Origin of the sequence: Ruminococcus sp., assembly GCF_016287535.1 — a bacterium.
In the GTDB taxonomy this organism is placed as follows: domain Bacteria; phylum Bacillota; class Clostridia; order Oscillospirales; family Ruminococcaceae; genus Ruminococcus.
Window position 1 is genome coordinate 44,997 of the sequence record NZ_JAEFAJ010000009.1, and the last position, 24,853, is coordinate 69,849.

Genomic DNA, 24,853 nt, shown 5'->3' on the forward strand with positions numbered 1-24,853 from the left:
TTTGTGCGTTGGGGATTAAAACGAAGAAATTTGCAAATTCACAGCAATAAAGTATTGCAAAATCAGCACAGTAGTGCTATAATCAATATTGTACTGCGGTCAATGCAGAATTTAACAAAGGAGGTTTTTTAACAATGGCGTTAAAAAATCAGTATCTTATCGATTTATTAGAAACAGTTAAGAAGAGAAATCCCGGCGAGCCTGAGTTCATCCAGGCTGTTACAGAAGTTCTTGAAACACTTCAGCCTGTTGCTGAAAAGAGACAGGATCTTATCGATGCAGGCGTTTTCGAGAGAATCGTTGAGCCTGAGAGACAGGTTATGTTCCGTGTACCCTGGGTCGATGACAACGGCAAGGTACAGGTAAACAGAGGTTTCAGAATACAGTTCAACTCTGCTATCGGACCTTACAAGGGCGGTATCAGACTTCACCCCTCAGTATACCTCGGAATCATCAAGTTCCTCGGTTTTGAGCAGGTATTCAAGAACAGCCTTACAACACTTCCTATGGGCGGTGCAAAGGGCGGTTCCGACTTCGACCCCAAGGGCAAGAGCGACGCTGAGATCATGCGTTTCTGCCAGAGCTTCATGACAGAGCTTTGCAGACACATCGGCGCTGACTGCGACGTTCCCGCAGGCGATATCGGAACAGGCGGAAGAGAGATCGGCTTCATGTTCGGTCAGTACAAGAGACTCCGCAACGAGTTCGTTGGCGTTCTTACAGGTAAGGGTCTTACATACGGCGGTTCACTCGCAAGAACAGAAGCTACAGGCTATGGTCTCTGCTACTTCACAAACGAGATGCTCGCTGCTAACGGCAAGAGCTTCAAGGATCAGAAAGTTGTTATCTCTGGTTCAGGAAACGTTGCTATATATGCTACAGAGAAGGCTACACAGTACGGCGCTAAGGTAGTTACTCTTTCCGATTCAAACGGTTATATCTACGATCCCGACGGAATCGAGCTTGATCTCGTTAAGCAGATCAAGGAGGTTGAGCGCGGCCGTATCAAGGAGTACATCGGCAGAACTTCACACAAGAACGCTGAGTACCACGAGGGCAGCGTTTGGACACTCAAGTGCAACGCAGGCAGCATCAAGCTTGACATCGCTCTTCCTTGCGCTACACAGAATGAGATCAACGGTGACGCTGCTAAGGCTATCGTTGCAAACGGCGGTTACGCTGTAGCTGAGGGCGCTAATATGCCTTCAAATCCTGACGCTATCGAGACATACCTTTCAAACGGTGTTCTCTATGGTCCCGCTAAGGCTGCAAACGCTGGCGGCGTTGCTACATCAGGTCTTGAAATGAGCCAGAACAGCGAGAGACTCAGCTGGACATTTGAAGAAGTTGACAATAAGCTCCACGGCATCATGAAGTCTATCTTCAAGGCTTGCGATGAGGCTTCCAAGGAGTACGGTATGCCCGGCAACTATATGGCAGGCGCTAACATTGCAGGCTTCCTCAAGGTTGCTGAAGCAATGAAGGCTCAGGGCTGCGTTTGATTGATACTGATACGATCTGTCAGTAACAGCAGTAAAGTAAAGAATGTCTCCCGTTGTAATATCCGACGGGAGACTTTTTATATAATGCACAATTAATAATACTTTGAATTGGTGAAAACATAGAATTTTAACTATTTAAACAATTATTATCGTTGACGAGGTTGAAATATGTGCAAAATGTGATATAATGTAAAATATAGTTATTATATCAATATTTGTAATAAGAATTTTGCCATGGGGGTAATCAACTAATGAAAAAAAACATAATTACTATCGAAAGACAATACGGAAGCGGCGGCAGTATAATCGGCAAGCTCGCTGCGGATAAACTCGGAATCAATTGCTATAACAGGCAGATACTTGAAATGACAGCCGAAAGATGCGGTATTGCTCCCGAATATCTTGAAAACGCAGAGGAGAATGTCCCTACAAGCTTTCTCTATTCGCTGCTCCTGTCAGCAAACCCTGCAAGAACTATGGAGGAGAATCTTCCTCTTTCAGATAAGGTGTTCCTTATGGAAAGCCGTATCATCAATGAGATCGCCGAAAAAGAAAACAGCTTCGTTATCGTTGGAAGATGCGGCAGCTATATCCTTGAGGAAAAGGGCTGCTTCAATGTATATATCTATGCTGACCCTGCGTACCGTGTCAAGCGTGCGGTATCAGAATACGGTGTCGGTGAGAACAAGGCTGAGTCTATAATGAAGAAGGCTGACAAGCGGCGTGAGACATTCTATAATGTCAATACCGGCAGAGTCTGGCAGGACAAGGATCAGTATTCCCTCTGTCTTAACAGCGGAGTGCTCGGAGACGAGCTCTGCGCCGAGATCATAGTAAAGGCTTATCGGGAGTACAATGAACGATTTAAGGACTGATAAAGTATAATAAAGCTCCTTTGCGGAAGAATAACCGTAAAGGAGCTGTTTTCATGTGCGTTGTTCTTATTCGTTCTTTAATGCTTTATTTACTGGTAATATTCGCTGTGAGACTAATGGGAAAGCGTCAGCTCGGAGAGCTTCAGCCCTCGGAACTGGTGATAACCATACTTGTATCAAATATAGCCACTCTTCCCATAGAAGATGTCAATATCCCCGTTATAGTCGGTGTTACGCCGATACTGTCCCTTGTGTGCTTTGAGGTCATAGTTTCATGGGCTGACCTTCGCTTTCCCAGGCTCAGGCGACTTATTTCCGGAAGTCCGAAAATAATTATCAGGGACGGCTGTATTGAACGTGATGTCATGCGGGAACTGCGCTTCTCTGTGGACGACCTGCTCATGGCTCTGAGAAGCAAGGATATATTTGACCTTGATGAAGTGCAGTTCGCTATCGTCGAAACAACAGGCAGCGTTTCCGTAATGAAAAAGCAGACCGAGGATACCCCGACACGGAGCGATACCGGCATAGCTGCGGATATTGCCGATCCGCCGGTGCTTATAATCTCGGACGGGATTTTCGTGGGAAAGGCTATGCAGTCCTTGAAATTGAGCAGAAGTACCATTGAGATGCTTCTTGGAGCATACAATATAAAATTGAGGGACGTTTTTATAATGACCGTTGACAGCTCAGGAAAATGCTTTGTGGCGGACAAGCAGGGAAGTACGCCGCAAATATTGTTTCTCGGAGGTAAAAAATGACAAGGGTAAGGATCAGTGCAGGCGTGCTTTTACTTCTTGTGCTCGCAAGCGCTTTTATGAGTTCATGGGTGAACCGCCGCTGTGATGAAATGCTTTTCGATATCAACAGACTGAGCATTGCTGCGGAAAATGGTGAGTGTGAGATACTTGCAGACGGAACAGATGAGCTTAACAGAAAGTGGGAGAGATTCCGTGACAAGGCTTCTGTGCTGCTGAAATACGACAAGCTGGTGGAAGCGGACAGGATAAGCGCAAGGATAGTCAGGCTTGCGGATAATGACAGCGAAGAGCTGAAAGCCGGTCTCGCAGAGCTCAGGGAACTGCTTGAAATGCTGAAAAGCGGCGAAACGCCGAGCCTTACCAGTATCTTTTAGCTGAAAGCGCAGAGAGCCGAGTTGCCATTTACGGCAAGATATAAAAAAGGGCGGAGTGTTCCGCCCTGTAGTTTACTATGCATATTTAGTTTATGACTGTACAGTCGAAAGTTCCCTTTGTTTTTAGGAAAAAACTCTCAACTCTCCACTCTTGACTCTCAGCTTACTTTTCAAGTGTTCCGTGTGAAAGAGACTTCAGGTAAGCATTTATAAAGCCGTCAAGGTCGCCGTCCATAACAGCCTGTATATTACCGTTTTCAAAGCCTGTACGGTGATCCTTTACAAGTGTGTACGGCATGAATACATATGAGCGTATCTGCGAGCCCCATGCTATCTGGTTCTGAACGCCCTTGATATCCTCGATCTTTTCGAGGTGTTCACGCTCCTTGATCTCAATGAGCTTTGAACGGAGCATCTTCATTGCGTAGTCCTTGTTCTGGTACTGGCTTCGCTGTGTCTGACAGGAAACTACGATACCGGTGGGCTTATGGATAAGACGTACGGCAGAGCTGGTCTTGTTTACCTTCTGACCGCCTGCGCCGCTTGAACGGTATACTTCCATTTCAATGTCCTCTGGACGGATATCCACCTCGATGGAGTCATCTATTTCGGGCATAACTTCAAGAGCGGCAAAAGAGGTGTGTCTTCTTCCGGAAGCGTCAAATGGAGAGATACGCACAAGTCTGTGAACTCCCGATTCAGACTTCATATAGCCGTAGGCGTTGTCACCCTCGATAAGTATGGAAGCTGACTTCATACCTGCGTCGTCGCCGTCGAGGTAGTCAAGGAGTTCCACCTTGAAGTCGTGGCGTTCAGCCCAGTGGTTGTACATACGGTAGAGCATTTCCGCCCAGTCCTGAGCCTCGGTGCCGCCTGCGCCTGCGTGGAAGGTGAGGATAGCGTTTGCGTTGTCATACTCGCCTGTGAGCAGGGTAGAGAGCTTTTCGTCCTCCAGCTTTGTCTTGAAGGACTCAGACTCGTTCTTTATCTCTTCGATATCGCTTTCGTCCTCGGCTTCTATGGAAAGCTCGATAAGAGTTATGATATCCTCAAGATTGTCGTTGAGCTTGTTGAACTTCTCGATCTTTCTTTCAAGGGATTTCTGCTCTTTCAGAACCTTCTGGGAGTTTTCAAGGTCGTCCCAGAAGCCTTCCTTTGCGGTCTCGTCACCAAGCTCCGCAACTCTTTTCTTTGCGGCTTCTATATTCAGGACGTCTGCAAGCTCCGCCATTTCTTTGCGGTAGCCGGTCATTTCGACTCTGAGTTCGTCAAGTATTATCATGGTTTCAAATCCTTTCAAACATAGATACATACATTATATCATAGTTTTGGACTGAACGCAAGTGGAAATTCGATTTTTTTACGGGCATTTTTTAGCCTTTAGCTGTTAAGACTAAGAGCTAAGAACTAAGTAGGGAACGCCGCCCTCGGCGTTCCATTTGTTACGTAATATGTTTCGCGGAACTGCGGGGGCGCCGTTCCCTACACATGGTTTCGGCATACATAACGGTTACGGGACACGGGCGGATAATATCCGCCTCTACTACTCTCTACTTTCTGTTCACTACTAATTTTTTTGGTCTTGACAAACAGGATTTTATCGTGTATAATAGTAAAGTATTCAAAGGCGATGATGAAGAGGAGTACGCAGGACCCCCGATTTTCAGAGAGCTGCCGGGCGGTGAAAGGCAGTATGACGAACCTGCGGAAGTAGCTTCGGAGCTTCGCGTGCCAACGGCTCAGGCTCAGTAGTATGCGGCGTGTTCCTCACGTTACAGGGGAAGAGGTTTTGCGACCTCGCAGAGTGCGGGAGCATATTCCCGAATTCAGGTGGTAACACGGACAATCGTTCGCCCTGAGCCGACAATGCGGCTTTGGCGGACTTTTTTTATTGTAAGTTGAGAGTTCAGAGTTGAGAATTGAGAGTTATGGTGCCGTCAAAGACGGAATATTTAAATAGATCTGCGGAAACAGATACAATAACTTTCAACTCTCCGCTTTCAACTCTCAACTCATGACCGAAAAATGATTTCTAAAGGAGAATTGATCACGATGGCAAAGGAACTTGCAAAGGCTTATAATCCCAAGGACTTTGAGGATCGTATCTATGCGGCATGGAACGACAAGGGCTGCTTCCGTGCAGAGGCTGATCCCAAGAAAACGCCCTACACTATAGTTATACCCCCTCCGAACATAACAGGACAGCTCCACATGGGACACGCTCTCGACGAGACGCTGCAGGATATCCTTATCCGCTGGAAGAGAATGAGCGGCTACAGCGCACTTTGGCTTCCCGGCACCGACCACGCCGCTATCGCTACAGAGGCAAAGATAGTTGAGGCTATGCGCAAGGAAGGCGTTACCAAGGAGGACCTGGGACGTGAGGGCTTCATGAAGCGTGCATGGGAGTGGAAGAAGCAGTACGGCGGACGTATCGTTGAACAGCTCAAGAAGCTGGGCTCTTCCTGCGACTGGTCACGTGAGCGCTTTACTATGGACGAGGGCTGCTCAAAGGCTGTAAAGGAAGTATTCATAAAGTACTACGAAAAAGGTCTCATCTACAGAGGCGAGCGTATAATCAACTGGTGCCCCAAGTGCCGCACATCGCTTTCCGACGCTGAGGTAACATATGAGGATCAGGCTGGTCATTTCTGGCACCTCCGCTACAAGATAAAGGACAGCGACGGTTACCTTGAACTGGCTACAACACGTCCGGAAACTCTCCTCGGCGATACAGCTGTTGCAGTAAATCCAAAGGACGAGCGCTATACAGCTCTTGTTGGCAAGACAGTGATACTTCCTATCGTACATCGTGAGATACCGATAGTTGCAGATGACTACGTTGAAATGGATTTCGGTACCGGCGTAGTTAAGATAACTCCTGCTCACGACCCCAACGACTTTGAGGTAGGTCTCCGTCATAATCTGCCCGTTATAAACGTAATGAACGACGACGCCACTATCAACGACGATTATCCCGCATACGCAGGCATGGACCGCTATGAGGCAAGAAAGAAGATAGTTGAGGATCTCGAAAAGGAAGGCGCTCTCGTAAAGATAGAGGAGTACAGCCATAACGTAGGTACCTGCTACCGCTGCGGAACTACCGTAGAGCCTAAGGTATCAACTCAGTGGTTCGTTAAGATGCAGCCCCTTGCAGAGCCGGCTATAAAGGCTGTAAAGAACGGCGATACAAAGTTCGTTCCGGAGCGCTTCGACAAGATATACTTCCACTGGCTGGAAAATATCAAGGACTGGTGTATCTCCCGTCAGATCTGGTGGGGACATCAGATACCCGCGTTCTACTGCGACGAGTGCGGCGAAATGGTAGTTACAAAGGAGAACAGCGCGGTTTGTTCCAAGTGCGGAAAGCCCATGAGACAGGATCCAGATACTCTCGATACATGGTTCAGCTCGGCGCTGTGGCCATTCTCAACTCTCGGCTGGCCTGAGAATACAGAGGACCTTAAATACTTCTACCCCACAAATACCCTTGTAACAGGTTATGATATCATATTCTTCTGGGTAATAAGAATGATGTTCAGCGGTCTGGAGAACATGGGCAAGGTTCCTTTTGATACAGTTCTTATCCACGGTCTCGTTCGTGACGCGCAGGGACGCAAGATGTCCAAGTCTCTCGGAAACGGTATCGACCCTCTTGAAGTCATCAACGAGTACGGCGCTGACGCTCTCCGCTTCATGCTGGCTACAGGCAACTCTCCCGGAAACGATATGCGCTATATCGACGACAAGGTAAAGGCTGCCCGTAACTTCGCAAACAAGCTCTGGAACGCTTCACGTTTCATTATGATGAATCTCCCGGAGGACTTTGAGTTCACTGGACTTCCCGCAGAGCTTGAATTAGAGGACAAGTGGCTGGTCAACAAGTTCAATCAGCTTGCAAAGGAGGTAGGCGAGAACCTTGAAAGATATGAGCTGGGCGTTGCTTCACAGAAGATATACGACTTTATCTGGGACGTATTCTGCGACTGGTATATCGAGCTCACAAAGCCACGTATACAGGCAGGCGGCGAGACAATGGCAAAGGCTCAGGCTGTTCTTGTATGGGCTATGCAGGGTATGCTGAAGCTTCTTCACCCATTCATGCCGTTCATCACTGAGGAGATATGGCAGGTACTCACAAACGAGAAGTCCATGATAATCCTCGAAACATATCCGACCTATGACGCTTCCATCGACTTCAATGCCGAGGAGAAGGCATTCGAGAAGATAATCTCGGCTATCAAGGCTGTAAGAAATACACGTACAGAAATGAACGTACCTCCGTCTGTAAAGGCTAAGCTCTTCATCGAGACCGCCGACAAGGAGCTCTTCAACTCCTGCGCGGTATTTTTCGAGAAGCTCGCTTCCGCTTCCGCAGTTGAGACAGGTGATAAGTTCGATATCCCCGATTCCGCAAACGCTGTTACAGACTCGGCTCGTATATTCATTCCTATGGACGAGCTTGTTGACAGTGAAAAGGAGATAGCACGTCTTGAAAAGGAAAAGGCAAAGGTCCAGAAGGATATCGACTTCCTCAGCGGAAAGCTGAATAATCAGGGATTTATCGCAAAGGCTCCGGCTCAGCTCATAGACGCTGAAAAGGCAAAGCTTGCAAAGGCTGAAGAAAAAATGGCCAAGATAGAGCAGTCTATCGCAGCATTCAGAAAGTGATACAAAGAAAAAGCTCCCAGAACGGGAGCTTTTTCTTATTTTATTATTATAAAGGAGTTGAAAATGAAGATACTTAGTTATCTGTTTCTGATCTGCGCTTTTTCTGAGTTGTTTCCTCTTCTTCGTCTGCCTCGGAATCGCTGTTTTTCTTTGACTTTTCCTGAGTCTTTTCTTCAAGTGTGATCTCCAAGGTCTTTTCATCACCGTTTCTTACGACTGTTACCTCTACCTTGTCGCCTGCGGATAAAGCGTTCAGTTCAGCAAGCAGGTCGGAATCCGACTTTATCTTCTGACCGTTGAAGGAAACGATTATATCGTTTTCCTTTATACCTGCCTTTTCAGCTGCGCTGCCTTCATTGACCTTTGCTACGAATACTCCTACAGGGAGATTGTACATCTGTGAAGCTGTCTCAGTAACATTGCGGCAGGAGATTCCCAGCTGTGCCTTGCCTGTAACATAGCCGTATTTCATAAGATCATCAATGATGCTTGCCGTTGCATTTGAGGGGATAGCAAATCCGATACCCTCGATGGAAGCCTCAGACGAACCGTATGATGAGGACATCTTTGAAGAATTGATACCGATGACCTGACCGTACTTATTGATAAGAGGACCGCCGGAGTTTCCTGAATTTATTGCGGCGTCGGTCTGGATAAGGTTCATCGCCTTGTTGTTGATTGTAATGTGACGGCCGAGACCGGAGATCATACCGCCGGTTACTGTGTCCATCAGATCAAAGCCGAGAGGATTTCCGATAGCGATAACGGATTCTCCGAGCTTCAACTCGTCGCTGTTGCCGAATTCAGCGGCTGTAAGGCCTGTCTCGTCTATCTTTAATACTGCAAGGTCGCAGTCAACGTCGTATCCGATTACCTCAGCGTCATAGGTCTTTTCATTTTCAAGGAGAACAGAAACACTGTCTGCTTCGCCTGCACCGTATTCGCTGTCATAGATAACATGGGCGTTTGTTACGATATAGCCGTTTTCAGATATGATAACGCCTGTACCGGTACCCTTGTACTCCTGTGTTGAAGAACCGCTGTTTCCGTTTCTGCCGCTGCCGTAACCGAAGTCAAATCCGCCGAAGCCAAAGTCGTCGAAACCAAAGTCGGAGAAAGGATTTACCGACTGCTGTACTTCCATGGAGAATGTGGACTCAACACCTACTACTGAGGGGATCATCTTTTCTACGATCTCTTCGGTGGAGAGTGCGCTGCCGCCGACCTCTTCGGGCTTTATGATGCTTACAGCCTGAGCGGCAAGCGTATCGTTCCTGTTTTCCTTTGTATCCTTGCCGTTATCATCCTCAGCTTCCTGAACGGTAGCTGTGCTGCGGAGAGAATTCTCACGTGAGAATATGCGGTAGCCCTCGATGGAGCCTGCGGAAACGATTCCCATTGCAACTACGAATGCAGCGATCTTGAGGAATGAATGCTTTTTTTCTTTCTTTGCAGCAACGGGAGTATCTGTACTGAAGCCGTTGTAGCTCTCACCGTTCTGCTGATCTTCGTTATTATTGAAATTGTAATTGTACTCACTCATATTATCCACTTTCCTTTTCGTTTTTTTCTGAGGTCCTCCCTCAGCCTGTGATTATATTATATTCAGCCATTGTGATACTGATTTGCGGTAATTGTATAGCTTTTGAGAAGTTTTTGTGTAATTTTTTTCACATTTCTGCGGTCAATGTGAAAAATGTGAAAAGGAGATAACAGAAAACAGCGCGGTATATCACGTTTTTCAGCGCTTTTTATCCACGCGGCGGAAATCTGAGCGGAAATTCACGCTGTGACGGTATCATCACATTTCTCACATATTCGCAGTTACGGGAGTTATAACCTATGCAATAAAAAGGTATGCAAGTTTTTCTGAACTTGTCTTGCTATTTTCGGTAATGTATGGTATAATAAAAAATATTATTATATAAGGAAAGGAAATTTATGGACAATTCAGATATATGGAAGATAGTTCTCGTCATTGCGATGATGATATTTTCAGCCCTGTTTTCAGGTACTGAGACCGCTTTTTCCAGTGTAAACAAGCTCCGCCTCAAAAATTATGAGGCTCAGGGCAGCAAAAAGGCTAAAAAGGCTCTGAAGCTCGCCAACCGCTTCGATGAGGTGCTGACGGCAGTGCTTATAGGCAACAATATCGTAAATATCGCTACATCATCAGTGAGCACACTGTTGTTCATAAAATTGGTGGGAAGCAAGGGACCGGCTGTTTCTACTATAGTCGTTACTGTGCTTGTGCTGATATTCTGTGAGGTGCTGCCAAAGTCCTACGCCAAGAAGAACGCGGAGAAGCTTGCCCTTGCTTTTGCGCCGCCGCTGACCTTCCTTGTTACGGTGTTCAAGCCCTTTGTATGGCTGCTCAACAAGCTTTCATCTGTTATATCCAAGGGCGATGAAGCTCCGAGCGTAACTGAGGACGAGCTGAAGTATATGATCGACGAGATCGAGGAGCAGGGCGTTATCGAGGAGCAGGAGAGCGAGCTGGTCAAGAGCGCTCTTGAATTTGACGAGATTACCGTAAATGAGATACTTATTCCGAGAGTCAAGGTCATAGGCGTTGAGCTGGGCTCGACTATCGACGAGATAAAGGAGCTTTTCAGCAGGGAGATGTACTCCCGTCTGCCGGTATATGAGAAGAGCCTCGATGATATCAAGGGTATCATTACCAACAAGGCGTTCTTCAAGATGCTTATTGAGGGCGGCAGCGATATCACTCCTATAATACAGGAGGTACCGCATATTGCCGATACCAAGCTCATAAGCGAGGCTATGCGCGATATGCAGCGCTCAAAGGTACACCTTGCCGTGGTCATCGACCAGTACGGCGGCACAAAGGGCATAGTTACCCTTGAAGACATAATCGAGGAGCTCGTTGGCGAGATTTACGACGAGGACGACGAGATAGAGACCAATATAATGATGCTTGCTCCCGACAAATACGAGGTGGCAGGAGATATGAGCATAAGCGATATGCTGGAAATGCTCGACCTCGACGAGAATATGATAACTACGGATTATACCTCGGTCGGAGGCTGGGTGACCGACGTTATGGAGCATATCCCGGAGGCAGGCGAAACTGCCGAGTGCGGCATCTTCCGTATCACAGTCGCAGAAGTTAATGAGCAGACTGTGGAAAAGGTCATAATAGAGGTTCTCCCTGTTGATGACAATGAGGAAGAGGACGAGGATGAAGAATGAAAAAGGGACTGTATACAGTCCCTTTTTATTTATTCTACTGTTCCTTCGCTTCTGCCGATAGTGAGGACAAAGTCCTTGTTTATAGGCATAATGCCGTTAGGATCAACTGTTTTTACTGTATTGTCAGGAAGCTTTACGTTCCATGTCTGCTGTGTGAGATTGCGGAGAGCGTGTTTGCTGGGGTCCTTCTTGTTGCGGACTACCTCGCCGATGATCTTGTGGAAGTCGCCCTCGGTATCGCTTGCCATACCCTCGTACAGCTTGGCTCCGCCGAATGCAGGGAGCTCAAAGCGCTTGAACTTTATACTCTCGGTGCAGGTCAGCTGACCGCCGCAGTACATACAGCTTACCGAGTATTTGGGAGTTATGAATGTCTCCTTGCCGCAGTGAGGGCAGGGAACTGTCTCGCTCCTGAGCTTTACGAAAGCGTCGAGCCATGTCATTTCGATAACACGGTCATAGGGAGGCTGTACCGACTTCTTTCCGAAGGACTCTATGAACAGGTCACGGATATAGTCGGGATATATCTTCCAGAAGCGGAGAGTATTTGTATTCAGCTGATTGTTTGCAGCGTTGCGGTCGTCCTCAGGGTCGAGAACGAATACAGGGTCGGAGCCGTAGAATTTCTTTTCAAGCTCCGGCGTCATACATGGCGGAGTGGAATATTTTCCCTCCAGCGGGTGCTCTATGAATAGCATACGGAAGAGTATTACAGCCAGTGAGAAGCGGTCCGAGCGCTTGTCGGGAGAGCCGCCGAGGACTACCTCCGGAGCCATATAGCGCTGCTTGCCGGCAATGCCGAAGTTCACGCCGCGCTCAGAGACATTGTCGTTGTCGCATATAAGCACATCGCCGTTCTTAGGGTCGATGAAGAAGTTTCCGTTATTGAGGTCCTGATAGCTGTAACCGTCGTTATGCAGGGCGCGGAAGCCTTCTATTATATTTATAGCTGCGTTGCAGCGAGCGGTTATATTTGCGAAGCTTGCCTTCATGCGGCGTGTTTTAGGGTCCCACAGGAGAAAGCGTGTGAGCTCCTCGTATCCTGCAGGACGAAGAGGCATGATATAACCGAAGGAACCGTCTATCCAGTCTGAAAGCTCCTCTGGCCAGAGGAAAGCCTTGGTGGGAGCGCCTTTTTTTATGTTTGCCTTGAGGTTCTCATAGAATTCCTGAGGATTCTTCATCTTGTCAACGGTGGACTTGTGATACCATTTGAGCGCCATTTGTTTACCGTTGCACTCGACTCTGTATACGTTTCCCTGTCCGCCTCCGCCGAGGAATTCAAGGATAGTGAATGTGGAATTATATATAGTTCTGCCTGTGTAGCCTACTTTGAGTTCTGCCATGATATGCTCCTTTCGCTTTTAAGATCAAAGGTTGGAAAATTCTTCGTTCTGCGGTTTTTTGTTGGAAGTGGTGGTCTCGGCTGCTTCGGAAGTATATTCAGTCTGAGACTTATTATCTGCTGCCGGGGCAGTTGCCGCAGCCGGGCTGACAGCGACCGTATTCTGACAGAGCCAGTCGCACCAGTCGGTGTAGTACCTTGCTAAAACGTGTAAGCCGTCACTTGTGATGTCCGCCTGAAGAGCGCCGTTTTCATCATCGAATACCGGGTTTACATCTATATAGTATATCCTGCTGTTGTCAGCCATTGCCTGAAGATTGCCGTTGAGGGTGTTTATCCTCTCGTTGTTTATGACAGAATCCTCCTTGTATGAAGCAACGTGGAGATTTGCCTGTAAATAGATGACAGCGTTTGGCTGCGCCTCCTTGATGCCGTCGATGAAGCGTCTGTACTTTGCCGTAGTGCCCTCGATGTCGTTTCCGATCTCGTTTACGCCGAGCATTACGTATATTTTAGCATACTGCTTCTTGCGGAGCTTGTCCCATGCCGTCATATTGTCCACAGTCGAATCATCTATGCGTGATACCATAAGACCCTTGTCGCAGAAATAATCCGCGTTTTTCAGCGTGCCGTAGAGCTTTATGCCGACTGTACGCGAGTCTCCTATGAACAGAGCGTCATCGAAGTATTCCGGACCGCTTGCTGTGAAAATGTTATGCGAAGTATCAGGTTCAGTAGACGGTTCTGTTGGAGCAGTTTCACCATCGGAGGAGGGCTGCGCTTCGGTAGTTCCCTCCTGAGGAGCGGTTGAAGCTTCAGATGGCTGAGTTGCGGCAACGGTCTCCTTTGCCGCTGCCTTCTGCTTTTTTATTTCACTGTTGTTCCATATCTGCTTATATATGAAAGGTGAAGCGACAAAGCAGGTGATAAGAAGTATCACTGTATATATGCATTGTTTTAACTTGCTCAATTTTTTCTCTCCTTAAAATCTGAAATACATGAAAGGATCGTCAAGTCCCTTGTACATACAGTATACGGAAGCCCAGAATACCGCAAGCAGGGCGATGTCGGTGATAAAGGAATTCTTTATTTTCTTGTAAAGTGCTTCCGGCAGCCTTGTTGAGAATACCAGTGCCGCCGCGAAATATTTCCAGTAATCCTTCCAGTACTGTATATAGTCTCCCTCCATTATCGCGTATGTCTTCTGCGGCAGGAAGGGGAGAAGTCTTTTGAAGTAGATGCCCAGCTCATGGAAGTCGGTTATTGCGAATATCAGCCACGTAAGCGGTATGATAAGCAGCATATACGCATGACCGAGGGGCTTTATTTTATTGAGGGTCTTGCCCGTCCAGAACTTCTCGCTCATTATTATGAGGAACAGGACCATTCCCCACAGTACGAAATTCCAGCTGGCGCCGTGCCACAAACCGGTGAACAGCCATACTATAAAGGTATTGAACACCATTCGTCCGCTGCCCTTGCGGTTTCCGCCGAGGGGGATATATATGTAGTCCCTGAACCATGAGCCCAGAGTGATATGCCAGCGTCTCCAGAATTCAGTCATTGTCAGCGACATATAGGGGTGGTCGAAGTTCCTGGGGATATCAAATCCCATTACTCTTCCGAGACCTATCGCCATGAGGGAGTAGCCGCAGAAGTCGAAGTAAAGCTGGAATGAGTAGGCGAATATGCCCAGCCACGCAAGACGGGAGGACACGCTTTCATATCCTATCATAGCGATATCGCTCCACAGACCGCCTATCTGGTTGGCGATAAGCACCTTGTAGCCGAGACCTATGGTAAAGGTCTTGAGACCGTCCTCAACTCTCTGAATGGTGTGTGTCCTGCTTTTCAGCTCCTTTGCAACGTGGTCGTAGGTCACGATAGGACCTGCTATGAGCTGAGGGAACATGGTTATATAGGCTCCGTAGTTTATCAGGTTCTTTTCGGCTTTAGCCTTGCCTCTGAAAACGTCTATTATGTATGAGACGTTCTGGAAGGTGTAGAAGCTGATACCTATTGGGAGGATAATATCCTTTACGGTGAAGCTCTGGTGGAAGAAATGATTGATATTCTCAGTGCCGAAGGTCCAGTATTTGAAGAATATCAGCCACCAGAAGTTGAATAGTATGCCGAAGGTAAGCCAAAGCTTTTTAGTATGCCGGCTGTGCTCTATGAACTGCCCGACTATGAAGTTGAGCAGTACCGTCAGCAGGAAAAGAAGTATATAGACCGGCTTTTTTACGCCAAAGCTGTAGAATACAACGCTTCCGGTGAATAACACGAAATTCTTGTACTCTTTTCGTACAGCCGCGTAAGCTATCATAAAAACAGGCAGGAATATAAAAATAAATTCCAAGCTGCTGAATACCAAATATATCACCCTTTAGTTAATTCATTTGTTAGAGCTTCTGCAATTTTATTGTTTCTGCAATCAGCGAAAAATAGCATTATAAAAACTCATACATTATTATTTTACACGTTTGACGATAAATTGTCAATAGCTTTGGGATAATGTAGCAATTTGCAGTAAATCGCCGCTTTTTAGTAATCAGTTATTAGTGATTAGTATGGGCGCACAGAGTGCGCCGAGCCGTTAGCCGTTAGCTTTGCAGGGGCGCTTGACCAGCGCCCGTCAATGCGGAATTCGGAATTATGGTGTCCGCTTACACGGACGAATTGAGAATATCCACTGATACACACAATCTGCCTTCCTTCCTTTTATCCATGCAATATACTTTCATGATTTAAACTGTTCAAGAAGGAAAGGAAGAAAGATGGAAACTTTTTATTGTTCCCATAAAAAACAAACCCCAGCAGAGCTGCTGAGGTCTGTGTCATATTCACGGGCGGAAAATTATTCCGAATTAACAGGACGCCGAGTGACTTCATGTAGTACAGGGAGATGTCCGCAGGACAGAAAGTCGCGGCGCCTGTTGGCGGTGTTCCCTACTAAGTTCTTAGTTCTTAGCTCTTAGTTCTTAACGGCTCACTCGATACCTGCCTGCTGTTTAGCGGCTGTGAGGGTGTTCTTCATGAGCATGGCGATAGTCATGGGACCAACGCCGCCGGGTACGGGAGTAATGAAGGAAGCCTTCTTCTCCGCTGACTCGAAATCAACGTCGCCGCAGAGCTTGCCGTTGTCGAGACGGTTCATGCCTACGTCGATAACAACAGCGCCCTCCTTTATCATGTCGCCGGTAACGAAGTTAGCTTTTCCTATTGCAACTACAAGGATATCAGCGCCGAGGCATACTTCCTTGAGGTTCTTTGTCTTGGAGTGGCAGATAGTAACTGTTCCGTTCTTCTGGAGGAGCAGCATTGCCTGCGGCTTGCCGACGATATTGCTTCTGCCGATGACTACGCACTGCTTGCCTGTGATATCAGTTCCCGTGCTCTCGATAAGGCGCATAACTCCGGCAGGAGTGCAGGGGAGGAAGGAATAATCGCCGATCATTATCTTTCCTACATTTATGGGGTGGAAGGCGTCAACGTCCTTTTCGGGTGAGATAGCGTTGATTATAGCCTTCTCGTCGATATGCTTGGGGAGCGGGAGCTGTACCAGTATGCCGTTTACTCTTGTATCACGGTTGAGCACGTTCACAAGGTCGAGGAGCTGTTCCTGCGTTGTGGACTCCTCCAGTGCGTACTCGTAAGACTGGAAGCCTACAGCCTCGCAGGCTTTCTTTTTGTTGTTGACGTATACCCTTGAAGCGGGATTGTTTCCCACGATAACTACTGCAAGACCAACTCTGAGTCCTTTTTCTTCCCTGAGCTTTGCAGCTTCATCGGCTACCTCCTGCTTTACTGCTGCGGATACTGCCTTTCCGTCGATAATCTGTGCCATGTTATTTATCCTCCTTGTTATCCCCGGAATTTTCATCCGGGCTGCCGGCTTCTTCAGTTTTGTCGTCACTGCTGTCATTTTCGTCGTCGCCATCATCGCCGAGTATGCTTAGTTCGGACATATCGAAGTCGTCATCATCATCGTTAAGTATATCAGGATCGCTGTCGCTTCCGTCGATCTTAGCGTCCTCCTTGGAAAGTCCCATGCGCTTCCTGCGGGATTCCTCTATGAGCTGGTGGGATTCCTCGGTATTTACATATAGCTTCATGCTTTCGGGATCACGTTTCCTCCTTACGAGCAGAAGTATCTGAAGTATCACGGAAAGTATGAAGAGTACCGCCGAAAGAGCCTGTGATATACGGATATTTCCGAGCATAAGACTGTCTGTGCGGAGTCCTTCGACTATAAAGCGCTCAATGCCGTACCATGAGAGGTACATAAGGAATATCTGTCCGTCGTACTTCCTGCGCTTTGACCAGAAAGCAAGTATCGCAAAGCCCAGCAGACACCAGAGCGATTCGTAAAGGAAGCAGGGATGTACCGGCTTTTCCCAGAGCACCTTGACATCATTGAAGTACATATTGCCGCCTATCTGCATATCGTAGCTGATAGAACGCTGTATGGTCCCGCCGGTCATGCCGAGGAAATTCTCCGTGTTTATGCCGAATGCCTCCTGATTGACGAAGTTGCCCCAGCGGCCTATGCCCTGACCGATAAGGAAGCCGAGGGATACGATATCCAGCATGGGCAGTGCTCTGACCTTGCGGATACGGGCGATAACATAACCAACGATGATAGCGCCGATAAGACCGCCGTAAATTGCGAGACCGCCGTTCCTTGTATTGATTATGGCTTTCCAGTCCCATTTGTATTCATCCCAGCGCATAAGTACATAATATGCGCGGGCACCGATTATTCCGCCTATGACTCCGCCGATTATAACGTCGATCGCTCTGTCGGAGTCAAGTCCGAAGCGTTTCATTTTCGGGAGCACATATATAAGTGCGAGTATCAGTCCGAATGTAATGATAATTCCGTACCACTGGATATTAAAGCCGAAAATGGTGAAGGCGGTGGGATCAATATTGAAGGACCAGCCCAGCTTCGGGAATTGTATTACGTGTTCGTCTAAGAATGTTTCGGTTGTCATTGATTATGCCTCCTTTTCTATTACAGACAGAACGCATCTGTCAGTATGCATTTCATTCCGCAGGAAATCAGTAACATCGCTGCTGGTAAGTTCATACAGTACGTCTATTGCGTCATAGGGGCCGACGTTATCCATATAGGCGTTTAGCATGAGATTTGATACAGCTTCCACGTTGTTCAGCTCACGTATCATCATACCATAGGCTGATTTTTTGATACGCTGGAAGTCCTTTTCGCTTATCCCTTCGGATATGAGCCTTGCCGTTTCGGCGTTTATCGAGTCCATTACCCGTTCGGGATCATCTGATTCCCCGGAGAATATAAGTGAGAAATAGCCGTTTCCGTAGAATACCTCGCCGCAGAAGGTGGAGTTTATCACTCCTTCTTTGAGCAGGCGGTCATACATGGGCATGGCGGGATCGGTTATAAGTGAAAGTGCTATACAGGCGGCGGAGGTCCTCTTCAGTCTCTCTATGCCGTCACCGGGAGCGCATTTGTATCCTATGTGGAATATCGAAGCTCCGACAGGCATGGTCTCGCATATCCGGGGAGAAACGATCTCCGCCGGTTCTTCGGGAAATACTGTTTCAAGGCCGTTGTCCTCGCAGGGCTTCAGGCATTTGTCGCATATTTCAAGCACCTTGCCGGCATTTATGTTTCCTGCTATTGAAAGCACCATATTGTTCAGATTGTAGAAAGTATCATAGCATTTGTAGAGCAGAGGAGCGTCGATATTCTGTATGCTTCTGACAGTTCCGGTGATATCGGTCTTTACCGGGTGGCTGTGGTACATATTCTCCATCATGTTGAAGAATACACGCCATTCCGGGTTATCGTTGGTCATCAGTATCTCCTGGCTGATTATGCCCATTTCCTTTTCCACGTTTTCCTCGGTGAAAAAGGGCTTCTGGACAAAATCAAGGAGTATCTCCAGGTTTTCCTCATAATTCTTTGAGCAGCTGAACAGGTAGCAGGTCTTGTCGAATGATGTGAAAGCGTTGCACATGGCTCCTGTCTTTGCAAACAGCTCAAAAACGCCGCATTCCTCGTTCTCGAACAGCTTGTGTTCAAGAAAATGGGCGATACCCTCCGGAACGGTGGTATATCCGCTGTCCGCAGACGTTCTGAACATGGTGTTCACAGAACCGTACTTCGTTCCGAAAAGCGCGTCTACTCCGCTGAAGCCGGGCATCTCACAGATGTATATTGTCAGCCCGCTGCTGTGCTTTACCTGTATGCAGCTGTCACCTGTGTGCCGGCTGGTGAGTATCTTCTTTTCCATCAGTCATGCACCTCCTTGTTCAGCATGATATATATGCTGTCAAGTTTCAGTGATCTTGCGGCTGCGATTATGCGCTCCCTTGTCACGGAGCGGAAACGCGCGAAATGTTCTTCCGGCGTTATGAAGTCGTTATCGCAGAAGCAGTCAAAGTACCATGATATATATGAGGACGGCGTATCTCCGCACTGCTGTACAGCGTTGTCCAGCGCCATTATCGCACCGTCTGTCTCCTCGTCGGTGATATTTCCGTTCTTTATTTCCTCAAGCTGGGCAAGTATCTCAGCCTTTGCCCTTTCGATATTGCAGCGGTCAACGCCTATATCCACGGACAGAGTGCCCTTTACGAATGAAGAATTGCTGCTGCAGTAGTAGCAGAGGCTCATTTTTTCACGGACATTTGCAAAAAGCTTTGATATGGGCAGCTCGCCGTAGATGATGCTTGCCATTTTCAGCGCGTATTTGTCCTGTGTATCCGTTTTGAAGGACATTACCATCTTGCACTGGTTCACGTCGAATTCCTCTGAGATTGTCTCAGGCTCTGGTTTCAGAGGGCTCGGACAGTAAAAATGAAGGTCTATCGGCGCTCTTTCAACACCTGCGAAGCATTCGCGGAACATATCCGCAAAGGAGTCGTCCTTTTCGGGGGATACGTAGTATATCTCTATCCTGGCGGTTTTCAGCAGCTCCTGATAAGCACGGAAGGTGCTGCGCGGGTCGGCGGCAAGAGCAGTTTCCCTGTTGCCGTAGCTTGCGGTCGCGGCAGGTTCGCCCCTGAATGCCAGCTTTGAAGCCTGCATAAGCGCATATGAATGCTTGTCGTTGAGTTCGCAGTCGATACGGTCGAGGAGCTCTTTTTTTGATATGGCAAATGATTCGTCGCTGAATGCGCCGTCATCAGCGTCGGGAGAAAAAATGCAGTTCTTTATGATTCCACGCATCTCTCCGCTTATATCCTCGCCGTCTATGGCATACTTGTTGTCCAGCCAGCTTGCACGTACTCCCAGTATCTGTGAATCGCTTTTTTTCCTTGTTGTCGAACTGAGCATGGCTCCGTACAGCTCTGACAGCTTTTCGGAGAATGCAGCGTATGACCTGTATCTGCTGTTCGAGTTCGTAAGCACGCTGACCGCCAGATTGTTCACTGCTGCAGTTTCCGGGCGCAGTTCCGTAAGGAAGAATACGGAAAGGGAACGGCTCTTGAATTTTCCGTCTGTGACAGAAGTAAAGCCTACGCCGTTTCCTATGCAGGATCTCTGATATATCATAATATCCGTACTCCAATCGTTAAAGCTCTGCATTGCATGAGCGTTATTTCATAAAAGCTGCCTGATGACAGTGGATTTCCAATATCCGGCAGTCAACAGGTTTACACTCTATTATAACACAATCAAAAAGAAATTACCATAGTATTTTTAATTTTTTTTTATTTTTATTAACGTAAAGTTTATATTATATCGAAAAGCTTGATTTTTATACGTCAGAAGTGGTATAATATAATGAAGAGTTTTTGAGCAGTTTGAGAAAGGAGGCATGAACATGAGATACACAGGCGAAAAGTGTCCTGTATGCGATAAGGAATTCACAGCTGACGATGATATAGTGGTTTGTCCGGAATGCGGTACTCCTCATCACAGGGAATGCTACATGATCGGCAACAGGTGCGCTAATGAAGAACTTCATGCCAAAGGGGAGAAGTGGGAGAAAAGAACAAGGAAACAGAGCTTCAGGACCTGTCCTTCATGCCATTTCCCGAACAAATACACAGATACATCCTGCAGCCGCTGCGGTGCGGAGCTTTCGGACTATACCGCGGACAGCGCAGACAACAGCACTGAGAACGGTCAGCAGATAAGAGATCCTTTTTCAGCACATGAAGCTGAAGAGCTGATGAATCCGATAAAATTCCTCGGACTGGATCCGGAGGAGGATATGGGCGGAGCTACAATGAAGGAGGTCACCGATTTTGTCGGTACCAGCGCTATATACTATATCCCCAAGTTCAAGCAGATGAAGGAAAACGGTGTAAAGCCTACCTTTAACCTGTTCAGCTTTTTCTTTCCGTCGTTTTTCTTTGCGAACAGAAAAATGTGGGGCTGGGCTGTACTTGCCGCTGTTCTCGGAGTATTATTCAACCTTCCCGAAAACCTTCTCGTGGGTATCGGGAGCCTTCCTAAAGATATAGCGGCGTTTGTGAGCAACAACAAGCCAGCTGTGGAAAAGTTCCGGGATATAATGGTCGTTGTGGATCTTGGCTTGCGGGCTTTATCATGCTTCTTTGCGAACTGGCTGTATTACCGCTTTTCTATGAATTCGCTGAGAAGATTCAAGAAGGATCACAGGACCGCGGCTGACATAAAGGCTGCCGGAGGCGTAAAGCCGATAAATATGGTTCTGGTAATGCTTATAAAATACGGCGTGATAGTCGTTCTTTATATGGGCTATGAGATGATAACTGCCATGCAGGATTTCAGTACGCTGTAACGCGCTGATATGTTTTTGGCACGGAAAAATGATGTAATGTATAAAAAAGCTCCTCTGCAGGCTTTGCGCTTTTGCAGCAGGAGCTTTAATAATGCAATAAAAAGGTCATGTATGCATTGCATACATGACCTTTATGACGTTAATCATACGTACCTGCTGTCCCTGTCAGGGTACATTCTGTACTTAGGTTCGTTGGATTTTCCGTCACCGACCCAGATCTCAATCTGCGAAGGATCATCTTCATGATAGCAGATGAACCAGCGGTTGAGTAATTTGCCTTCCTCAGACTTTGTGTACTTTACCGGCGTTTTGGTCTTGCCGACCACGGTATTGAGTTCCTCCTGAAATGGTTCGGTCTTAGTAGCCGCACCGTTCCAGAGTGAAGCATCACCGCCGCCGTTTTTTACGCCATCCTTGGCACAGGCAACAGAGAGAGTGTACTTTTCTTCCGCACCGCCATATTTTACGGTAACGGGAATGTCCTTCTCGCTCTGCATCGATAATGACTCTTCTGCCTCGTCATTATCGGCGATGGTTGCCATTACAGAGTCATAGATTGTTTTTGCGCTTGAGATGTCGGAAGATCTTCTTGACTTCTTGATATAGCCCATCATTGCAGGCACCAAAATAGCCGCAAGAACCCCGATAATAGCTATAACAACTATCAACTCAATAAGTGTAAAACCATTCTTTTTAGAATTTGCCATTATTAATCCCCCCAGATCATAGTATGCAAATTGAAAAAATAATAATTTCCGATATTATTATAATTCCTTTTGATGTGTTTGTCAAGAGGTATTTACAAAAAATTCATAAAAAATGGCAATTGTAGCTATTCTGTAATATTTAAATTTGTTATTATTTAACAATAACTTTTTTAAATGCTTTCTTACCTTTGCGGACTATTATATCACCCTCAAGGCGGATCATTTCCTTGGGATCGGACTTCTTTTCGTCGTTTACAGTGATGCCGCCCTGCTGTACGAGACGTCTTGCCTCGGATACTGACGGAGCAAGCTCTGCCTTGACGAGAAGATTGAGAAGTCCTATGGAACCGTCGGTAAGGTCGGCTGGATCTATTTCTGCCACAGGCATATTCTCATCTGAACCGCTTCCGCCGAAGAGTGCCTTTGCGGCAGCCTTTGCCTTTTCAGCTTCCTCTTCACCGTGAACGAGCTTTGTGAGCTCATAAGCGAGAAGCTCCTTTGCCGCGTTGAACTGAGCTCCTTCCATAGTCTTTTCCATTTCCTCTATCTGCTCTACAGGTACGAAGGTGAGCATTTTCAGGCACTTGATAACGTCGGCGTCGTCAACATTTCTCCAGTACTGGAAGAACTCGTAAGGAGTGGTCTTTTCGGGATCGAGCCATACTGCGCCCTTTTCGGTCTTGCCCATCTTCTTGCCCTCGGAGTTGAGGAGAAGTGTGATGGTCATAGCGTAAGCGTCCTTGCCAAGCTTTCTTCTTATGAGTTCCGTACCGCCAAGCATATTGCTCCACTGGTCGTCGCCGCCGAACTGCATATTGCAGCCGTATTTCTGGAATAGCTGGTAGAAGTCGTAGCTCTGCATTATCATGTAGTTGAATTCAAGGAAGGAAAGACCGCGCTCAAGTCTCTGCTTGTAGCACTCTGCTGTGAGCATACGGTTTACGCTGAAATGTGCGCCGACTTCACGGAGAACTTCTATGTAGTTGAGGTTCATGAGCCAGTCCGCATTGTTGACAACGATAGCCTTGTCCTCGGAGAAGTCGATAAAGCGGCTCATCTGCTTCTTGAAGCAGTCAACATTGTGCTGTATGGTCTCAGGGGTCATCATCTTGCGCATATCGGTCTTGCCGGAGGGGTCGCCTATCATGGCTGTGCCGCCGCCGATAAGAACTATAGGCTTGTTGCCTGCCATCTGGAGTCTCTTCATAAGGCAGAGCGCCATGAAGTGACCTACATGGAGGGAGTCCGCTGTGGGGTCGAAACCGATGTAAAAGGTAGCCTTGCCTGCGTTGACAAGCTCCTCTATTTCATTTTCGTCTGTGAGCTGCGCGAGGAGACCTCTGCGCTTGAGTTCTTCAAAAGTAGTCATGATTTATTTCTCCTTTATAATAATTTGTGTAAGTTTTTCTTTGTAGCCTCAAGTTGTGTTTTAGATTCTTCACATAATTCGTGACCTTGTAACGAGGCTACAGCGTTTTCCATGGACCTTCCGCCTCCATGGCAACGATTGCATAAGTATTTTTGTGAAAACGCATTTTTTATTAATTTGAATTCTTTTGATGCTAAGTATTCATCCGCATTTCGCACATTACAAGAGATACCTAAGAAATTTCTTTTTTTAGGTGTACCGTTTTCATTCAAAACCATTTCCCCAAACTCGGGATGAGGTTCAACAAGTATCCTTGTTGTATCATAAGCGCGAAAAGAATCAATACTTAGAATAGAGTATTCTGGACTGCCCCATATTAGTTTATCTAAAGGCTTTATGCTTTGCCAATGTGCTTGTATTCTGCCTTTTATACCTTGTTTGCATCGAGATATTCCAATATAGAGCTGTTTATACTCATCGAGTATCATTACATATACGCCTGAAATATTTGCATATTTCTTTAAATCATCAACAACTTCAAATGTTGGATAGTTAATTAGAAAATTATTTATTTCAGTGTTAAAATCTTTAGAATTTAAGGAATTAAAATATTTTATATTGTTATCAAAGTTTTTAAGGGCGCGTTCTTGCATTATTTTACATTCTGTATTTGTATAATAAGGTGCTTTCTTTAAAAAATATTCTTTTAACCAATCATCAGGGATATCGAATGAACTATTTTGTTTAGGGTTTAATTTATACCATTTTTTTAATATATGAGGCATTCTTATCCAAAGTAAATTGTTTTTGTCATAATATTTGATTTTCTCTTTATCAAGTTTGAACTGCATGAATTTTTCCTTGATTAGGTCATCACAATTATCGTCGATATTGTCCCTTTTTAATACTTCTTCATATTTTTTTCCGAACAATTGCTTCTCAGGATCTTGTGATTCAATGTAAAACATTCTGTTGCTCTCGAATTCTTGGTTAATTCTTTTGATAGTCTCTGTTCTGATGAAACTTTTTAATAAAGCTTCCTTTTGAGTAGAATCATTTAATTCTTTAATTAGATTTATGTATGAAAGCTTTTCTTTTTTGTATTCATTGAGTTTTATGTTTTTTATTGTATTCCAATATTTTTCGTTTGCTTCGTCAACACTTAATCCTTTAAAATAAGATTTATTTGAAAAAAATGAATTCTTTCGTGTCACATCATTTATTTCTGCATAATTTTCACGAGTAAGCTTAGCATTTTCGGGATTCATGATTCG

Annotated in this window: 19 protein-coding genes and 1 other annotated feature; of the genes, 7 read left to right on the plus strand and 12 right to left on the minus strand. The window is 46.4% G+C overall.

Annotation, left to right across the window (positions count from 1 at the left end):
• Nucleotides 1–134: 134 nt before the first annotated feature.
• The 4 genes from gdhA (at nucleotide 135) to QZZ36_RS05625 (ending at nucleotide 3,512) form a co-directional block, all read left to right on the plus strand.
• Nucleotides 135–1,502 (plus strand): NADP-specific glutamate dehydrogenase, encoded by a 1,368-nt coding sequence (gene gdhA, locus QZZ36_RS05610; RefSeq protein WP_295078136.1) that lies wholly within the window; start codon nucleotides 135–137, stop codon nucleotides 1,500–1,502.
• Nucleotides 1,503–1,753: 251 nt separating this feature from the next.
• Nucleotides 1,754–2,377 carry a cytidylate kinase-like family protein gene (locus tag QZZ36_RS05615; protein ID WP_295078139.1) on the plus strand — a complete coding sequence of 208 codons (624 nt, stop codon included), beginning with the start codon at nucleotides 1,754–1,756 and terminating at the stop codon, nucleotides 2,375–2,377.
• Nucleotides 2,378–2,430: 53 nt separating this feature from the next.
• The gene (locus QZZ36_RS05620) at nucleotides 2,431–3,138 is read left to right on the plus strand and encodes a DUF421 domain-containing protein (protein WP_295078142.1); all 708 of its coding nucleotides are present in this window, start codon (nucleotides 2,431–2,433) and stop codon (nucleotides 3,136–3,138) included.
• On the plus strand, nucleotides 3,135–3,512 hold the full coding sequence (locus tag QZZ36_RS05625; RefSeq protein WP_295078145.1) for a DUF4363 family protein: 378 nt from the start codon (nucleotides 3,135–3,137) through the stop codon (nucleotides 3,510–3,512). Before QZZ36_RS05620 ends, QZZ36_RS05625 begins: the two co-directional genes overlap by 4 nt.
• Nucleotides 3,513–3,675: 163 nt before the next feature.
• Here QZZ36_RS05625 and prfB read toward each other — a convergent pair whose 3' ends face one another.
• Complete coding sequence (gene prfB, locus QZZ36_RS05630; RefSeq protein ID WP_295078148.1) at nucleotides 3,676–4,794, minus strand: peptide chain release factor 2; 1,119 nt, start codon at nucleotides 4,792–4,794, stop codon at nucleotides 3,676–3,678.
• A gap of 339 nt (nucleotides 4,795–5,133) precedes the next feature.
• Nucleotides 5,134–5,373 (plus strand) — a binding site (T-box leader).
• Nucleotides 5,374–5,564: 191 nt separating this feature from the next.
• On the opposite strand from prfB, the gene QZZ36_RS05635 reads away from it, so the two are divergent.
• Nucleotides 5,565–8,186 (plus strand): valine--tRNA ligase, encoded by a 2,622-nt coding sequence (locus QZZ36_RS05635; RefSeq protein ID WP_295078152.1) that lies wholly within the window; start codon nucleotides 5,565–5,567, stop codon nucleotides 8,184–8,186.
• A gap of 73 nt (nucleotides 8,187–8,259) precedes the next feature.
• Here the strand turns inward: QZZ36_RS05635 and QZZ36_RS05640 are convergent, their stop codons facing one another.
• Entirely contained in the window at nucleotides 8,260–9,729 is a 1,470-nt protein-coding gene (locus QZZ36_RS05640; protein ID WP_295078155.1) for a trypsin-like peptidase domain-containing protein, read from the minus strand.
• A gap of 398 nt (nucleotides 9,730–10,127) precedes the next feature.
• Here QZZ36_RS05640 and QZZ36_RS05645 point away from each other — a divergent pair, with 398 nt between their 5' ends.
• Entirely contained in the window at nucleotides 10,128–11,399 is a 1,272-nt protein-coding gene (locus QZZ36_RS05645; RefSeq protein WP_295078158.1) for a hemolysin family protein, read from the plus strand.
• A gap of 29 nt (nucleotides 11,400–11,428) precedes the next feature.
• Here QZZ36_RS05645 and QZZ36_RS05650 read toward each other — a convergent pair whose 3' ends face one another.
• The 7 genes from QZZ36_RS05650 to QZZ36_RS05680 form a co-directional block, all read right to left on the minus strand.
• Nucleotides 11,429–12,745 (minus strand): protein kinase, encoded by a 1,317-nt coding sequence (locus QZZ36_RS05650; RefSeq protein WP_295078161.1) that lies wholly within the window; start codon nucleotides 12,743–12,745, stop codon nucleotides 11,429–11,431.
• A gap of 24 nt (nucleotides 12,746–12,769) precedes the next feature.
• Nucleotides 12,770–13,714: a GDSL-type esterase/lipase family protein gene (locus QZZ36_RS05655; protein WP_295078164.1), complete on the minus strand. Its 945-nt coding sequence runs from the start codon at nucleotides 13,712–13,714 to the stop codon at nucleotides 12,770–12,772.
• A 12-nt stretch (nucleotides 13,715–13,726) separates the two neighbouring features.
• Nucleotides 13,727–15,103 (minus strand): MBOAT family O-acyltransferase, encoded by a 1,377-nt coding sequence (locus QZZ36_RS05660; RefSeq protein ID WP_365685755.1) that lies wholly within the window; start codon nucleotides 15,101–15,103, stop codon nucleotides 13,727–13,729.
• Between the two features lie 630 nt (nucleotides 15,104–15,733).
• Nucleotides 15,734–16,591 carry a bifunctional methylenetetrahydrofolate dehydrogenase/methenyltetrahydrofolate cyclohydrolase FolD gene (folD, locus tag QZZ36_RS05665; RefSeq protein WP_295078170.1) on the minus strand — a complete coding sequence of 286 codons (858 nt, stop codon included), beginning with the start codon at nucleotides 16,589–16,591 and terminating at the stop codon, nucleotides 15,734–15,736.
• 1 nt (nucleotide 16,592) lies between these two features.
• Entirely contained in the window at nucleotides 16,593–17,741 is a 1,149-nt protein-coding gene (lgt, locus tag QZZ36_RS05670; protein WP_295078174.1) for a prolipoprotein diacylglyceryl transferase, read from the minus strand.
• A gap of 3 nt (nucleotides 17,742–17,744) precedes the next feature.
• A complete protein-coding gene (locus tag QZZ36_RS05675; RefSeq protein WP_295078177.1) occupies nucleotides 17,745–19,022 on the minus strand; it encodes a pitrilysin family protein in 1,278 nt (425 codons plus the stop codon).
• Nucleotides 19,022–20,287, minus strand: coding sequence for an insulinase family protein (locus tag QZZ36_RS05680; protein WP_295078180.1), 1,266 nt, complete (start codon nucleotides 20,285–20,287; stop codon nucleotides 19,022–19,024). Before QZZ36_RS05680 ends, QZZ36_RS05675 begins: the two co-directional genes overlap by 1 nt.
• A 271-nt stretch (nucleotides 20,288–20,558) precedes the next feature.
• On the opposite strand from QZZ36_RS05680, the gene QZZ36_RS05685 reads away from it, so the two are divergent.
• Nucleotides 20,559–21,503, plus strand: a complete 945-nt coding sequence (locus QZZ36_RS05685) for an RING finger protein (RefSeq protein ID WP_295078184.1) — start codon at nucleotides 20,559–20,561, stop codon at nucleotides 21,501–21,503.
• 143 nt (nucleotides 21,504–21,646) lie between these two features.
• On the opposite strand, the gene QZZ36_RS05690 is transcribed toward QZZ36_RS05685, so the two are convergent.
• The 3 genes from QZZ36_RS05690 to QZZ36_RS05700 form a co-directional block, all read right to left on the minus strand.
• Nucleotides 21,647–22,210, minus strand: coding sequence for a type II secretion system protein (locus QZZ36_RS05690; protein ID WP_295078187.1), 564 nt, complete (start codon nucleotides 22,208–22,210; stop codon nucleotides 21,647–21,649).
• A gap of 151 nt (nucleotides 22,211–22,361) precedes the next feature.
• Nucleotides 22,362–23,579 (minus strand): tyrosine--tRNA ligase, encoded by a 1,218-nt coding sequence (gene tyrS, locus QZZ36_RS05695; protein WP_295078190.1) that lies wholly within the window; start codon nucleotides 23,577–23,579, stop codon nucleotides 22,362–22,364.
• A gap of 14 nt (nucleotides 23,580–23,593) precedes the next feature.
• Nucleotides 23,594–24,847 (minus strand): hypothetical protein, encoded by a 1,254-nt coding sequence (locus tag QZZ36_RS05700; protein WP_295078193.1) that lies wholly within the window; start codon nucleotides 24,845–24,847, stop codon nucleotides 23,594–23,596.
• Nucleotides 24,848–24,853: the final 6 nt, after the last annotated feature.